Below are 14613 nucleotides of genomic sequence, written 5' to 3'. Positions count from 1 at the left end.
TTCAGTTCCTATTACCTTTAATGAGTCTGGATAATTTCCCTAAAATTCCAGACTGATACATCTGTAACTCTGCTTCCAACTTATGAATTTTATCTAATCGGTCATATGCAAAACGTTCAGCAATATCTTTTGCACTGTGCAAAGCTGCAATTTCAGCGAGCCTGTCATGAGCCAGTTTTTCCGCAATGTCTTTGGATTGCTGCTGGCTGGCAATCACTTCTTTCGCTTGGTGCAAGCTCTCTTTTATCTGAGCAAAAGACATGGAAACACATTCAGCATCATTCACTTCATAGAGACCGGGTAAAACATGTTCCGGGTACCAGGTTATGAGTGAACTTTCCTGTTCACCAGTTGAGAAAGCATGTAATGCAGACTCTAGCTGAAGATAATCGTCAAGTAAGGATTTATCAGCAGAGAAAGACAATGCCTCAAAAAGCTGCTGGATGAACTCCCCCCGTGTAAGAGAAGAGCCAGAATCAGGAATTGCGAAGCAAGATATCTTACCTAGTAGGGACAAGGCCGCACGGAAAACCAAGTGGCCAACGGTTAACCCTTCTTTTGCCAACCATTCACGTTCGAAATAGCGTGGCTGCCCTTCTGCATCGATGACAAAGTTGGAAGGAATAGCATCCAAATAAGTCGGTGGTAACATGGTACTCTGGGTAAATTCATCATAGCTCACCCCTTCACCACGCAGTGCTATTTCCAGACACTCGATATAATAACGGAAATAGCCAGCTACGTACTCCATCGACCACCCCGGAGTCGTCACAATCTTGATAAACTCTGTCGATAATGAGGGGCCTTTGATATAGGTTTCATAACCATCAAGTCTAAAGCCGATAAGTTTATCATCCGGAGCCAAGACGTCACTCAGCAACTCTCTTTTAACAACAACCTGATTTTCCGCGGTATATTTAAAAACCGTCTTTTTGCTAAATGGACGGTGCCTTTCCCCACCATAATGTACAGCAAGCAGATTTTTATCAAAAACCTCCGCAGCGGTAATACTGGCAACCAATAGGAAAGAGTTGCTCATTTCAACAGCTAACTTGTTATTAAAAACAACGGGCCATGCCAGCTCAGGAATTAAATGCAGCTTCTCTGGCAACTGCATATCGGCGCGAACTGACTGAGTGGCAAAAACAGAGGCATCAAACTCATCACTGTTGGCTCCTACCTCCGTTACCACCGATACAGGCAGTTTATAATCAGGGAAAGGCAATAACGTCTGTACTGAAGATAACCCTACCGTAGCAAGCTTCTCAATCAAGACATGATGACCGTAGGTTTCAGCCTGCTGTTTCGTATAGCGACCTTCAATGCCATACATAACCTGCCCAATGTGATCCTCCCGCGCACCAGCAAAATATTTGAGGCCCAACTGGTTTTCGATCGCGATCAACAGTTTACCATCAGGTTTGAGACGCGCTTTGATGTTGTTAAGCATGCTGATGGCACTATCACTACCTTGGCTGAACAAATTGGAGTATTCAAGTACGCCAATCAAGGTAATCACATCAAATTTTTCTTCACATTCAAAGTCGTCGAAACGTTCACTGACAACGGTTACATTGGCCAGGTCCAGCGTTCTGGCTCGTGCTATTGCAGCACGTCTTAAGCTACCTTCAAGAGCAAGAACCTCGGCTCCCGACTCCCCCAAGAAACGAGTAATCGCACCACAGCCAGCACCTATTTCAAGTATTTTGACGCCTGGAGTGAAGAGCGAATTTAATGGCCGCAGTAAATTAGAACGTAAGCTGGAAAAATGATAGGTGGTTACCCAATCAGAACACCGAGCTCTAAGTTCCGGAGATGATACGCTGCGATCTTTAGTATTGCTGACGATATTTAATAGTAGATTCTCTTGAACATCGCCATCGCTATAAGGAATACCGGTGTAATCAACACGAGCCCAGACACCTGAAGCTTCGCGAAAAGAATAAAGATTAGTATCTAAAAACATAATTATTTACCAAATGAAGAGTTAATTTTTAGGTTTAATTCTAAGTTTGTCATCCCTGAAAAAGATTCCACAGTTGGCACAAGGAAATGAATTACATCGTATCGCCTATCATGCGGCACCACCTCATTATCCTTCATAGAGGCGATCCCTAAAGAAATGAAATAATCACCAGCGCCTAGTTTGTTATCGAATTCAAATTCAACAATTGAGTGGGTATTTTCCCGACCATGTTGAAGGGTATCTTCATTTAGCAAATGTGAATTTGTATTATATACCGTCACTCCTTCCTTGGTTTTCACTGCAAAACCAATGATAGGGTTATGTATATTCTTTTCGAAATAAATTGAACAACGAATTTTTATCTTTTCGTCAGCATAGACAGTTGCTGGGTTAAGGCGTTCCCCAGCAAATAATTGATAATCTAGCCAAGAAGCGGCACGATCACCCCAGCGATATTCGTTTTTATTATAATTAGCCTTGGTGTTAAAGCAGTCTGTATCCAAGCTCAACCCCGCCGCAACAGATGACGCTGAGTTTTGGGTATTGTTTCCTTGGGCACTAGCTTCAGTTACCACATCATCTTTGGCTAGACTCTGGGTTTTGCCAAACAGTATGTCCATATATTTATTGACAGCGACTTTAGGAGAACCTTGATATAACTTATTCCCACCACTAAGAAGGACTGCTTTGTCGCAATGCGTGACAATCTGCTCACCAGAGTGGGTCACTAACAGGATACTGGTTCCATTATTCTTCAACTGTCTTAAACGGTCAAAACACTTCGCTTGAAACTTAGCATCGCCAACAGCCAAAGCTTCATCGACAATAAGGATATCAGGATCGACTTGTGCCTGCACTGCAAAGGCCAGCCTGACCACCATACCGCTAGAGTAGGTTTTGACCGGCTGCTCAATAAAGTCTCCGATATCAGCAAAGGCGGCAATAGCATCGAATCTATTATCGATTTCAGATTTGGAAAGACCCAAAATTGCAGCGTTAAGATAAATATTTTCTCTGCCGGTAAACTCGGGGTTGAATCCTGAGCCTAACTCAAGTAAGGCAGCTATTCGGCCTGTAGTCTCCACAGTACCACTGGTTGCAGTCAACGTACCGCAAATAACCTGCAAAAGGGTGGATTTTCCACTGCCATTTTTGCCAATAAGACCAACGGTTTCGCCTTTCATAACGTCAAAAGAGATACCATTTAACGCCCAGAATTCTTTATAGTAGTTTTCTGATTCACTAGTGATAAGGCGTTTTAATTTCGGCAATACAAACTGCTTTAATCTGTCATGCGGATTATTATAGACATAGAAACATTTTCTTATGTCTTTAATGCTGATGGCTATATTATCAGAGGACATCTGCAAATCCCTTTCTCGTTTTTTGGAAAACAAAAAAACCGAACCAGGCAAAAACCAAGCAACCGACTAAATAGATGATATAACTAACCAATGAAGGAACAACACCAAAATACATGACATCTCGGAATTGTGCGATAGCAGGTGCTAAAGGATTAAGGTTTAGCAATGGTCTATACTTCTCTGGAATAGCGGTGATTGGATAGAAAATAGGCGATAAAAACATAAGTGCAGTGACCAAGATCGTAATCATTTGCCCTACATCTCGCAAAAAAACGCCTAAAGAAGACAGCAACCAACCTACACCGGTAACAAAAATGAACAATGGTAATAATATAACCGGAAGCAGAAACACAGTGATATGTGGAATGCCAGCTTCGATAGTATAAAATATTAGCCAAACAACAATACTTATTGCCGCATGAAATAATGCGGAACATGCGCTAATTATGGGTAGTATTTCTAACGGAAAAATCACCTTCTTGACATAATTTACATTAGATAATATTAATCCGGGTGATTTTATTGCACACTCGCTGAAAAAGTTGAAAATAATCAACCCTGCAAATAGCACCAATGCAAATTCAGCTCGGGAGGTACTCTCTGTACTCCAGCGCGCGTTAAAGATAAAACTAAAAACAAAAGTATAAACCACCAGCATAAAGATAGGGTTAAAGAAAGACCAAAGAATGCCAAAAACCGAACCTTTATATCTGCCAGACACTTCTCTTTTGGTTAGATTAAGAATAAGTTTCCTATGCAGCCAAAAGCTCGATACTATAGCGATTGGTGATGAACTGTTGCTTTTTTTCATCAAAATATTCCAATAATTATTACTGAACTCACACAAATACTGACAAGGTTACCTAGAAATGGCTCACGCGGGTTTATATATCAAATAATAACTGGTCATTCATAAACCTTAAATGTATATGAGTAAGTTACTAGAAACGATAACCGGTTGGTTTTATCTCCATCCTTTACCACAATAGAGGATACTTGTCATGTTTATTAATTCCCCTACAGTTTGTGCCTTTTAAAAAATGAATTCCCCCCCATAAATTGAAACACCGCTAGTGCAAAAAACACAAACAGTCAATAAGAATAATCCCATTAGTGCACCATTTTGAATATCGCATCAACATCATGAAAATTCGGTATTTTCAACAAATATACCCACTAGATTGCCCCAAAAATGGCACGCTACCGCCCTTGGCATGCAGTAGCCAATAGATATATCTCAACTTTAGAGTGGATTTTTCCCCGAGAAAAGCCCGACTACTTGCCATAAAAGCCAAAATAGACTAATAGGGTTCGTCCACACAAAACTTCGGGCCATATGCTACCACCATATCGATTAAAACACCTTTAGATTCTTGATAGTTTCAGTATGTTCTTAATTGAATTGCGGTAAAAACAACCAACTCACTAGCAGTTATATGGACCAACAGCTTCTATTGAGTAAGGAAACATCTTCGAGTAGGTGTTAAGTTGACAAATGACGGAGGGATACAGAGAGGAATTTTATTGAATACTATCATAAGGATATGGGTTATTAGATGTTAGGAGAACAGTATATTAAACGTAGTCGCGGTGCCCAGTCGGTTCGCTGGGCACGACGCAATGCACTTACTGACTTCCTATGCTGGATCTGAACAGCTCTTGACTACACTGCCGACTCTATCTTGCCACTGGGATAGCACAACCCCACACGCTTTGATTTTTTCGCAATTTAACAGCGAATACTTCGGTCTTTGTGCAGGAGTTGGGTATTGATCGGTGGTGATAGCGTTAACTGTCGGGCTACGGGTCAAAATACCTTGCTCAAACGCAGAGGTGAAGATAAATTCGGCGAATTCGTTCCAGGTAACATCTTTGTCACCGCAAAAATGATAAATGCCACCTTCCGCATCAGCTTTCAACAGGTCGATGATGGCAGCAGCAATATCACCAGCGTAAGTTGGGCAACCGCGCTGGTCTGATACAATGCCCAAAACGTCGCGATCTTGCGCCAGACGCAGCATGGTTTTCACAAAGTTATTGCCATACTCACTGAATACCCACGCGGTGCGGATAATGATAGCTTCTGGCTGGGTAATCATGACAGCAATCTCACCATCGAGTTTAGTCTTACCATAAACGCCTAACGGGTTGGTTGCGTCATTTTCGCAGTATGGCGTATCAGCGAGACCATCAAAGACATAGTCTGTTGATACATGAACCAAGCGGCAATTGGCTATTTTGGCAGCCAAAGCCAGGTTTTTAGGCCCTTGTTCGTTGATCAACTTAGCCATTTCACAATCATTTTCCGCTTTATCTACGGCGGTATAGGCTGCAGCATTCACTATCACATCAGGCAGGAAGGTGAGTGTAGTCTTCTTAACCTTTTCGAAATCAGTAATATCCAAAGAATCACTGTCGGTAGCCAGTACTTCCCAACCTGCAGGTAGGCGATCGATAAAGCAACGCCCCAATTGCCCATTGGCACCGGTCAACAAAACCTTCATTGGCCTAACTCCTTAAACAGCTTGCCAATTTTATCTTTTTCAGAGAGTAGCGGATTCTCTAATGGCCATTCGATTCCCACAGCTGGATCGTTCCATAACAAACAGCCTTCATGTGCAGGATTGTAATAGTCTGTACATTTATATTCAAAGTCTGCGACATCAGAAAGCACAACAAAACCATGAGCTAAGCCCGGTGGGACCCAAAACTGGGTTTTGTTTTCTTCGGAAAGGATCACCCCTTCCCAAGCTCCGTAAGTTGGAGAGCCTGGACGAATATCAACCGCGACATCAAACACTTCACCACGCACTACACGTACCAATTTACCCTGAGGATTTATCTTTTGGAAATGCAGGCCACGCAGCACACCGCGTGATGAACGCGAGTGGTTATCCTGAACAAAATCCAGATCGATATCCAACATTTCCTGGTAGCGTCTCTTTTCAAACGTCTCAAGGAAAAAGCCTCGTGCATCGCCAAATACCTTGGGTTGAATAATCTTCACACCATCGATTTTGGTATCTGTGACTTGCATTCTATTTCTCCAAACTCAGTTGCAATAAATACTGCCCGTACAGGGTCTTGCTAAGCAGTTTAGCCTCAGCCTCTACCTGCTCACGAGTCAGCCACCCTTTGCGGTAGGCAATCTCTTCCAAGCAAGCAACCTTGAACCCTTGGCGATTTTCGATCGTGTGTACAAACTGGGAAGCCTCAATCAGGCTATCGTGAGTACCGGTATCCAACCACGCAAAACCGCGCCCAAGCAACTCAACATTAAGAGCCTCTTTATCCAGATACATCTGGTTGAGCGTGGTGATCTCTAGTTCACCACGTAAGGATGGCTTGACCTGCTTCGCCATCTCAACAACATGATGATCATAGAAGTAAAGCCCGGTAACGGCCCAATTGGATTTAGGTTTCACTGGCTTTTCTTCCAGAGATAATGCCCGGAAGTCATCATCAAATTCCACCACCCCAAAGCGTTCAGGATCCATGACCTGGTAGCCAAATACGGTTGCCCCCTGGTTACGCTCAACTACAGACGTCAACTTCTTGCCAAAACTCTGGCCAAAGAAAATATTGTCGCCTAATACCAGAGCACAACTATCCCCATTGATGAACTCTTCACCAATCAGGAATGCCTGCGCCAAACCATCCGGGCTAGGCTGGATAGCATAGCTCAATGAGATGCCAAAACGACTCCCATCACCTAGTAACCGTTTGAATGACGGCAGATCCTCTGGCGTAGAGATAATCAGAATGTCGCGGATCCCCGCCAGCATCAATACTGAAAGCGGATAGTAAATCATCGGCTTATCGTAGATCGGCAAGAGCTGCTTTGAAACACCACGAGTAATAGGATAAAGACGTGTGCCTGACCCACCCGCTAAAACAATACCTTTCATTTTCACACCTTAAATTAGCGGGTTAGCCCCAGACGTTCCCCGGCATATGAACCATCTTTAACACGGCTCCACCAAGCTTGGTTAGCCAGATACCACTCAACCGTTTTTCTAATGCCGCTCTCGAAGGTTTCTTGCGGCTTCCAGCCCAATTCACGATCAATTTTTGAGGCATCAATGGCATAGCGCATGTCGTGACCAGGACGATCGGTAACAAAGGTGATCAGGTCTTCATACTTAGCCAGATTACCTGGCTTATTCGGCACCAATTCGTCTAGCAAACGGCAGATCGTTTGCACAACTTCGATATTTTTACGCTCGTTATGACCGCCAATGTTGTAGGTTTCACCAACTTCACCTTCACAGACCACCTTGTACAGTGCTCGTGCGTGATCTTCCACATACAGCCAATCACGCACTTGAGTACCGTTGCCATAGATCGGCAACGCTTTACCTTCAAGAGCGTTAAGAATGGTTAGCGGGATTAGCTTTTCCGGGAAGTGGTAAGGACCGTAGTTGTTAGAACAATTCGTTACGATAGTTGGCAGGCCATAAGTGCGCAACCAAGCCCTGACAAGGTGATCGCTTGAGGCTTTCGAAGCTGAATAAGGGCTGCTTGGCGCATAAGGTGTGGTTTCCGTGAACAGATCATCGGTACCGTGCAGATCGCCGTAAACTTCATCAGTGGAGATATGATGGAAACGGAATGCCTTCTTGGCCTGCTCACCTAAAGCTTGCCAGTACTGGCGGGCCGCTTCCAGCAGAGTATAGGTACCTACAATATTGGTTTCGATAAATGCGGCGGGGCCATCAATGGAACGATCGACGTGGCTTTCTGCTGCCAGGTGCATAACAGCATCAGGCTGGAACTCGACAAAGACACGGTCCAGTTCCTGACGATTACAGATATTCACCTGTGCGAACTGGTAACGTTCGCTGCTTGCTATTGGCGTTAAAGACTCAAGATTGCCAGCATATGTCAGGCTATCTAAGATCAAGATTTGGTCTTGGGTGTCGTTGATGATGTGCCGCGCAACGGCGGAACCAATGAAGCCAGCGCCACCGGTAATGATAATTTTCATATAACCCTCTAAACAGCCAAGCGTGGCCGTTTGCAGCCACGCCAGTGTCTATGATTTCAAATTAACCAAACTTTACTCTGTAGTAACTTGGCTATAGTGACCTTGGAACCCAATCACCTAAAAATCAATAAACTACAGCATTACTTATGTTAAAGAAGCGTAATATTGTACAAGAACCAACATTCATTCACCATCAGAATACAGGCAATAAAAGTTCAGCATTGAAATTAAAACGCGACTATCAGCGATACCCTTGTGGGTTCTTGCTTTGCCAGTTCCAGGTATCGCGCATCATGGTATCAATACCCCGAGTGACCTCCCAACCGAGCTCTTTCTTGGCCAGGTTGGCGTCGGCCCAAAACGCAGGCAAATCACCATCGCGACGCGGCAAGATCTGATAAGGGATAGTGACGCCTGAAGCTTTCTCAAAAGCATGCACCATCTCCAGCACAGAGAACCCAACACCGGCTCCCAGGTTGTATGCCTTGAAGCCTTCGACCTTCTTCAAATGATCCATTGCCATCAGGTGGCCTTCAGCCAAATCCATCACGTGAATGTAGTCACGCACACCGGTGCCGTCTTCGGTTGGATAATCCCCTCCAAACACACCTAGCTTCTCCAACTTGCCGATAGCAACCTGCGAAATGTAGGGCAGCAAATTGTTAGGGATGCCGTTAGGATCTTCGCCTATCATGCCAGACTCATGGGCACCGACTGGGTTGAAGTAACGTAGAGCGATAATCGAGAACTGCGGCTCAGCCTTGGCGAAGTCCTGCAGGATTTGCTCAACCATCAGTTTGGATGTGCCATACGGGCTCGTCGTACCACCAATAGGCGTGGTTTCAACATAAGGTACTGGGGAGTTAGCCCCATAAACTGTGGCTGAGGAACTGAAGATAAACTGATGAACTCCGGCACGACGCATCTCATCCAGGAGCACTAGAGTGCCAGAGACGTTGTTCTGATAATACTCTAACGGTTTGCGGGTGGACTCCCCTACCGCTTTGAGGCCAGCAAAGTGAATCACCGCCGAGATACGGTGACCATCGAAGATGCGGTTCAGACATTCCGGATCTTGGATATCGCCTTGGTAGAAGATGGCTGCCTTGCCTGTTAGTTGCTCCACTCGGTGCAGCGACTCTTCGGATGAGTTCGAGAGGTTGTCTAGAACCACAACCTCCTCTCCCCGTTCCAGCAAGGCCAGAACGGTGTGGGAGCCGATATAGCCGGCTCCGCCGGTGACTAGAATTGCCATTGTTACCCCTTTTGTGCGCCAATCGCTAAGAATAAGGATGTCTTTACCCTATCATAACTCAAGCATCTCATATGATAATCTCGTATTGTTAATGAGAACGCACTAACAGATACTGTCCAAAATTAATATACAAACCTAAGAAATGGAGGAAGTTTAGTCGGTTGCTTAACTAAAATTTTAGCTCTTAGTCATAACGCATAACTTACGCAGCCACAACTTTCTTTCTCTTTTTTTGTAGAGTACTTCTTATCCTATTAGTTATTGGCTTTTCAATAATCAAGTGAATTATCACAGTAGCGAGCAATGCAAAGAGAACCGTTGATATGACAACAAAAACTGGATTGATAGCAATAGAGAGTTTCTTAAAGATAGTTGGCACAATAGGTGCTAGCAATGGATGAAATAGATATGTTGAATATGAAGCATTCCCTAGTAACGTAGACAACTTTGAGATAGCGCCAACAAATAATGACTCACATTGAACCACAATAAAGAAAAAAGTGACAACAAAAGTAAACGTTTCAAAACTCAATCTTTCTATTATCGGTTCACCGTGGCTTATTTTCCTAAAAATGAACACAACCGAAAGAGCAGTTAAGACCAGGGTGAACACTCTCAACGTCATCCTTCTGCACTTCATCATCATGATATAACTGAACATTCCGATTACAAAATAAAGCATTATTTTGTCAAAGTACATAGTCGCGACAGGCCAATCATCGGTTCGCATTGTTGATATTAAAGAAAAAATAACAATCACAAGTGATGAGATAACCACTGGGCTTTTTTTTGCAAAGAGAGCCATTGCAAAAATAAAGTAAAAGAACATTTCAAAAACCAGCGTCCATCCAACACCCAATATTGGCTCCCATCGACCATCAGGACTCACTGAAGGCAAGAAAAAATATGATAATACAATCCTAGATGGGTCGAAGGTTGCATGCAGTACAATAGCAGGAGACAAAATTAAGGCAATTACTTTAACAGAAGTGGCAATCCAGTACATAGGAACTATTCTTGTTAGCCGCTTGACTGTGAAATCAACACCACTACTAAACTCACCATTTTTAGTTATAGAAGATAAAAGAATAACAAAACCACTAATAACAAAAAATATATCAACACCGACTGACCCTGCTTTGAAAACAGGCATGGAATCACTAAATCGCTCATGCGTGTAGAACGTTGAGTGTGTAATTAAGACAAGCAAGGAGGCTATAAATCGCAGAAACTGTATGCTATTTACAGTTCTATTAATAGTCGGGATACTGGTTTTCATCTGGAATCATCCATATAATATAGCAGGTCGTTAACTATTAGACGCGTCATCAGGAGATGCATGAGCTAGATTTGTGCAAATATCAAATCTGAGTTGACTGAGTCTACAAATCATTTAGTATTACAGAAATGGTTACTGGCTAGGCATTACTAATAATGCACCTGCTTACAAGACCATGAACAAAAAAACATTGATATGAATAACATTTCCACAAAAGAGGTTGTAGTATGAAACCGGTAAACAGAAGAATGTTTTTGAGATACCTTCTATTAACATCTCCATTTATGTTTACTAGCCGCATTGCTTGGCCATCCAAAGAGCAGAAAAGAGAGAAAATCGCATACATTACTATCGACACTCCGATTGAAAAGATACATGAGGCAATTGCTGTCGGGGGCGTTATTATTTTTTTTCGAGGTACATATAAGTTAGGAGAGGTTAGAGTCCCATCCAACTGTACCATAATAGGTAGTGGCCAATTGAAGTATGATGAGTTAAATGAAAAATGGCAAGGCGATGGCACGCTGATATTGGGAAGCCTGAACTGTAACAATGCTAATAACTTCGCCATCAGCAACATTACAATTGATAGTTTTACTGGAAAATTAAATTCATTATACAGTGTCACAGCAAAAACCGGCCCAGGATACATAAATAACGTCACAACAAGAGCAAATAATCACGGTCAGTTATGGGAAGCCAACGATGATAACCCTGAAAACAATAATGCCATTGGTAATATACTCATAACAGAATGTACTCACTACCACGGCCCAAATGGCTTTGTCACGAAACAAAAAAACGTAACATTTAGAAATTGTAAAGTTATAAATATTGATGTGCAGGCCTTTGTCGTAGTATCTGATAACATAAACGGTTCATCAATTTTTAGTCGTGCTACAAATAGTAAAATTGAAAATTGCTCAGTCACTCAAACTCTTAATAATGGTTCTCAAGGAATTAGAGTATACTCAAGAAACTATGCGAAAAATGATACCGTTCTTGGAGTAGACAATGTATCAATTAATGACTTTACATCTGAAGGACTAGGTTCAAACGCTATTACTATTGGGGATAACAAAAAAAGTAACAACTATGAAAAAGTAATCTCAAAGAATATAAATTTAGTTATAAACAAAAAAATATCAAGTAAATATTCCGAACTAAAACTTTCTCATTGTGACGAGGTCTTGATAAAATTGCCGAATAAAAAGGTTAGTATGAAAATTGAGACGCATACGGGAACATCAAATGTTAACATAGCAGATTCTGGTATGACAATAGAGGGATGTTCATTATATGACGTATCACGTGGAACTATAGATAAGTTAAAAACACTTGTTGGTGACAAGTGTTAGTCACACGTAGCCGCTAATTTTTCGAAAAACCTTTGTTTTTAGTTTCCTTTAAGCGTCATACTTCGATACTCAATTGCAAAAAGAGTCAACCCGTATTAAACGCTAACTCTTTATATTAAACATTACTGTCTTTAATCCATAAGGATAGCTATTTTACCATCATGTCGTCGAGACGTATCTTCCAAGGTGACAAAAGCACCCCCTGACTTTTTATTTTCTCACAGTTAAGCACTGAGTACTTAGGTCTCTTGGCTGGCGTCGGATATTCTGAGGTCCTAATGCCATTAACCATTGGGGCTCTTGCTAAAAATCCTTGCTTGATTGCTGAGGAAAAAATAGCTTCAGCAAACTCGCTCCAGGTCACAGTTTCATCGCCACAGAAATGATAGATCCCACCTGCTGCTTCTCTCTGCAAGAGATCGATAATTGCCTGAGCAATATCGCCTGCATAGGTAGGGCAACCAAACTGATCGGATACCACGCCTAAGGTGTCACGATCCTGCGCAAGCTTTAGCATAGTTTTAACGAAATTATTTCCGTACTCACTAAAAACCCAGGCCGTACGAATAATCAACGCATCCGGTTGGTGGTGGCTAACCGCAATCTCGCCGTCCAGTTTAGTTTTGCCATACACCCCTAGCGGCTTAGTAGGAGCGGTTTCAATATAGGGAGTAGTAGCCTCACCATCGAAAACGTAATCCGTAGAAACATGTACTAGGCGAGCTCCAACTTCATTGGCCGCCAAAGCCAAATTCTTCGGACCGAATTCATTAATCAATGCCGCGATTTCATGGTCAGTTTCAGCTTTATCAACTGCAGTGAATGCTGCAGCATTCACAATAACATTCGGTCGATAATCAACTACTGCACTTTTTACCTTAGCAAGATCAGTGATATCAAGCACATCTGCATCAGTTGCCCACATATCCCACCCGGCTGGTAAGCGATCCTGGAAGCAACTCCCCAGTTGCCCTTTCGCGCCGGTTAGTAAGATTCTCATAGTCCTAGATCCTTGAATAACTTGCCGACTTTATCTTTTTCGGACAACAATGGATTATTGATCGGCCATTCAATACCAACCTGTGGATCATTCCATAGCAGACAGCCTTCATGGGCTGGATTATAATAATCGGTGCATTTATATTCGAAATCTGCAACATCAGAAAGCACAACAAAACCATGAGCTAAACCCGGCGGAACCCAGAACTGGGTTTTATTTTCTTCCGAGAGGATAACCCCCTCCCAAGTACCGTATGTCGGGGAGTCAGGGCGGATATCCACCGCAACGTCAAACACTTCGCCACGCACAACGCGAACCAGTTTGCCCTGAGGATTAATCTTCTGAAAATGAAGGCCGCGCAATACACCGCGCGCAGAACGTGAATGGTTGTCCTGAACAAAATCCAGGTCAATATCTAACATTTCTTGATAACGTTTCTTTTCAAACGTTTCGAGGAAAAAACCGCGAGCATCACCAAATACTTTCGGCTGGATGATTTTCACACCATCGATTTTTGTGTCTATTACTTGCATCTTATAACTCCCCGATCAGATGCGACAAATACTGGCCGTAGAGTGTTTTGCCAAGTAATCTGGCTTCTTCAGCAACTTGCTCACGAGAAAGCCAGCCCTTGCGAAAAGCGATCTCTTCCAGACAAGCAACTTTAAAACCCTGTCGTTTTTCAATGGTATGGATAAATTGAGATGCTTCGACCAAGCTGTCGTGAGTACCAGTATCTAACCAAGCAAAACCTCGACCGAGCAACTCGACATTTAGCTTTCCTGCGTCCAAGTACATTTGATTAAGCGTAGTGATCTCTAACTCACCACGGTGGGATGGTTTAACCTGCTTGGCCATTTCAACGACTTCATTATCGTAGAAATACAAGCCGGTAACCGCCCAGTTAGACTTCGGCACAGTTGGCTTTTCTTCAAGGGATAATGCGCGGAAATTGTCATCAAACTCAACCACGCCAAAACGTTCAGGGTCCATTACTTGATAGCCAAACACCGTGGCCCCGGAATTTTTTTCGACCACATTTTCAAGTTTTTTGCCAAAACTTTGGCCGAAATAAATATTATCCCCCAGAACCAATGCACAACGATCACCATTGATGAACTCTTCACCAATCAGGAAGGCCTGCGCCAGGCCGTCAGGGCTTGGCTGGATTGCATAACTCAGCTTGATACCAAATCGACTTCCGTCGCCCAATAAGCGTTTGAACGAAGGCATATCTTCGGGGGTAGATATAATTAAAATATCGCGAATACCGGCCAGCATTAACACCGAGATCGGGTAATAAACCATCGGTTTATCATAAATCGGTAGCAGTTGTTTAGAAACACCACGTGTAATCGGATACAAACGAGTACCTGAACCACCCGCGAGTACAATTCCTTTCAT

13 protein-coding genes are annotated in these 14613 nt (G+C 42.9%); 1 reads left to right on the top strand and 12 read right to left on the bottom strand.

Features of this window, described 5'->3' with window-relative positions:
• Position 1: 1 nt before the first annotated feature.
• From IMQ33_RS01425 to IMQ33_RS01385, 9 genes are all read right to left on the bottom strand, one after another.
• A complete protein-coding gene (locus IMQ33_RS01425) occupies positions 2-1966 on the bottom strand; it encodes a bifunctional 2-polyprenyl-6-hydroxyphenol methylase/3-demethylubiquinol 3-O-methyltransferase UbiG (protein WP_196061691.1) in 1965 nt (654 codons plus the stop codon).
• 2 nt (positions 1967-1968) lie between these two features.
• Positions 1969-3330, bottom strand: coding sequence for an ABC transporter ATP-binding protein (locus tag IMQ33_RS01420; RefSeq protein WP_196061690.1), 1362 nt, complete (start codon positions 3328-3330; stop codon positions 1969-1971).
• Positions 3320-4141: an ABC transporter permease gene (locus tag IMQ33_RS01415; RefSeq protein ID WP_196061689.1), complete on the bottom strand. Its 822-nt coding sequence runs from the start codon at positions 4139-4141 to the stop codon at positions 3320-3322. The genes IMQ33_RS01420 and IMQ33_RS01415 overlap by 11 nt, the downstream gene beginning before the upstream one ends.
• Before the next feature lie 826 nt (positions 4142-4967).
• A complete protein-coding gene (gene rfbD / locus IMQ33_RS01410) occupies positions 4968-5834 on the bottom strand; it encodes a dTDP-4-dehydrorhamnose reductase (protein ID WP_098927921.1) in 867 nt (288 codons plus the stop codon).
• Positions 5831-6367, bottom strand: a complete 537-nt coding sequence (gene rfbC / locus IMQ33_RS01405) for a dTDP-4-dehydrorhamnose 3,5-epimerase (RefSeq protein WP_021805020.1) — start codon at positions 6365-6367, stop codon at positions 5831-5833. The genes rfbD (IMQ33_RS01410) and rfbC (IMQ33_RS01405) overlap by 4 nt, the downstream gene beginning before the upstream one ends.
• A gap of 1 nt (position 6368) precedes the next feature.
• Entirely contained in the window at positions 6369-7238 is an 870-nt protein-coding gene (gene rfbA / locus IMQ33_RS01400; protein ID WP_161739075.1) for a glucose-1-phosphate thymidylyltransferase RfbA, read from the bottom strand.
• A 14-nt stretch (positions 7239-7252) separates the two neighbouring features.
• Positions 7253-8317, bottom strand: a complete 1065-nt coding sequence (gene rffG / locus IMQ33_RS01395) for a dTDP-glucose 4,6-dehydratase (RefSeq protein WP_098927925.1) — start codon at positions 8315-8317, stop codon at positions 7253-7255.
• Positions 8318-8558: 241 nt separating this feature from the next.
• On the bottom strand, positions 8559-9572 hold the full coding sequence (gene galE, locus IMQ33_RS01390; RefSeq protein ID WP_196061688.1) for a UDP-glucose 4-epimerase GalE: 1014 nt from the start codon (positions 9570-9572) through the stop codon (positions 8559-8561).
• A 202-nt stretch (positions 9573-9774) separates the two neighbouring features.
• On the bottom strand, positions 9775-10851 hold the full coding sequence (locus tag IMQ33_RS01385) for an acyltransferase (RefSeq protein WP_196061687.1): 1077 nt from the start codon (positions 10849-10851) through the stop codon (positions 9775-9777).
• Between the two features lie 227 nt (positions 10852-11078).
• Here IMQ33_RS01385 and IMQ33_RS01380 point away from each other — a divergent pair, with 227 nt between their 5' ends.
• On the top strand, positions 11079-12209 hold the full coding sequence (locus IMQ33_RS01380) for a hypothetical protein (RefSeq protein WP_196067747.1): 1131 nt from the start codon (positions 11079-11081) through the stop codon (positions 12207-12209).
• Between the two features lie 148 nt (positions 12210-12357).
• On the opposite strand, the gene rfbD (IMQ33_RS01375) is transcribed toward IMQ33_RS01380, so the two are convergent.
• From rfbD (IMQ33_RS01375) to rfbA (IMQ33_RS01365), 3 genes are read right to left on the bottom strand one after another with little or no spacing between them, the layout of a single operon-like run.
• Positions 12358-13209 carry a dTDP-4-dehydrorhamnose reductase gene (rfbD, locus tag IMQ33_RS01375; protein WP_196062099.1) on the bottom strand — a complete coding sequence of 284 codons (852 nt, stop codon included), beginning with the start codon at positions 13207-13209 and terminating at the stop codon, positions 12358-12360.
• Entirely contained in the window at positions 13206-13742 is a 537-nt protein-coding gene (gene rfbC / locus IMQ33_RS01370) for a dTDP-4-dehydrorhamnose 3,5-epimerase (RefSeq protein WP_196062100.1), read from the bottom strand. Before rfbC (IMQ33_RS01370) ends, rfbD (IMQ33_RS01375) begins: the two co-directional genes overlap by 4 nt.
• Before the next feature lies 1 nt (position 13743).
• Positions 13744-14613, bottom strand: coding sequence for a glucose-1-phosphate thymidylyltransferase RfbA (gene rfbA, locus IMQ33_RS01365; protein WP_024484865.1), 870 nt, complete (start codon positions 14611-14613; stop codon positions 13744-13746).

The organism is Serratia sp. Res13-Sevr-LER1-36-b, from assembly GCF_015673035.1.
Taxonomy (GTDB): Bacteria; Pseudomonadota; Gammaproteobacteria; order Enterobacterales; family Enterobacteriaceae; genus Chania; species Chania fonticola_C.
This window is presented reverse-complemented; position numbering and strand designations above follow the sequence as displayed.

Coding starts and splice junctions, on each gene's coding strand:
- IMQ33_RS01425 (WP_196061691.1), bottom strand. CDS start 1,966: ATGTTTTTAGATACTAATCTTTATTCTTTTCGCGAAGCTTCAGGTGTC.
- IMQ33_RS01420 (WP_196061690.1), bottom strand. CDS start 3,330: ATGTCCTCTGATAATATAGCCATCAGCATTAAAGACATAAGAAAATGT.
- IMQ33_RS01415 (WP_196061689.1), bottom strand. CDS start 4,141: ATGAAAAAAAGCAACAGTTCATCACCAATCGCTATAGTATCGAGCTTT.
- rfbD (WP_098927921.1), bottom strand. CDS start 5,834: ATGAAGGTTTTGTTGACCGGTGCCAATGGGCAATTGGGGCGTTGCTTT.
- rfbC (WP_021805020.1), bottom strand. CDS start 6,367: ATGCAAGTCACAGATACCAAAATCGATGGTGTGAAGATTATTCAACCC.
- rfbA (WP_161739075.1), bottom strand. CDS start 7,238: ATGAAAGGTATTGTTTTAGCGGGTGGGTCAGGCACACGTCTTTATCCT.
- rffG (WP_098927925.1), bottom strand. CDS start 8,317: ATGAAAATTATCATTACCGGTGGCGCTGGCTTCATTGGTTCCGCCGTT.
- galE (WP_196061688.1), bottom strand. CDS start 9,572: ATGGCAATTCTAGTCACCGGCGGAGCCGGCTATATCGGCTCCCACACC.
- IMQ33_RS01385 (WP_196061687.1), bottom strand. CDS start 10,851: ATGAAAACCAGTATCCCGACTATTAATAGAACTGTAAATAGCATACAG.
- IMQ33_RS01380 (WP_196067747.1), top strand. CDS start 11,079: ATGAAACCGGTAAACAGAAGAATGTTTTTGAGATACCTTCTATTAACA.
- rfbD (WP_196062099.1), bottom strand. CDS start 13,209: ATGAGAATCTTACTAACCGGCGCGAAAGGGCAACTGGGGAGTTGCTTC.
- rfbC (WP_196062100.1), bottom strand. CDS start 13,742: ATGCAAGTAATAGACACAAAAATCGATGGTGTGAAAATCATCCAGCCG.
- rfbA (WP_024484865.1), bottom strand. CDS start 14,613: ATGAAAGGAATTGTACTCGCGGGTGGTTCAGGTACTCGTTTGTATCCG.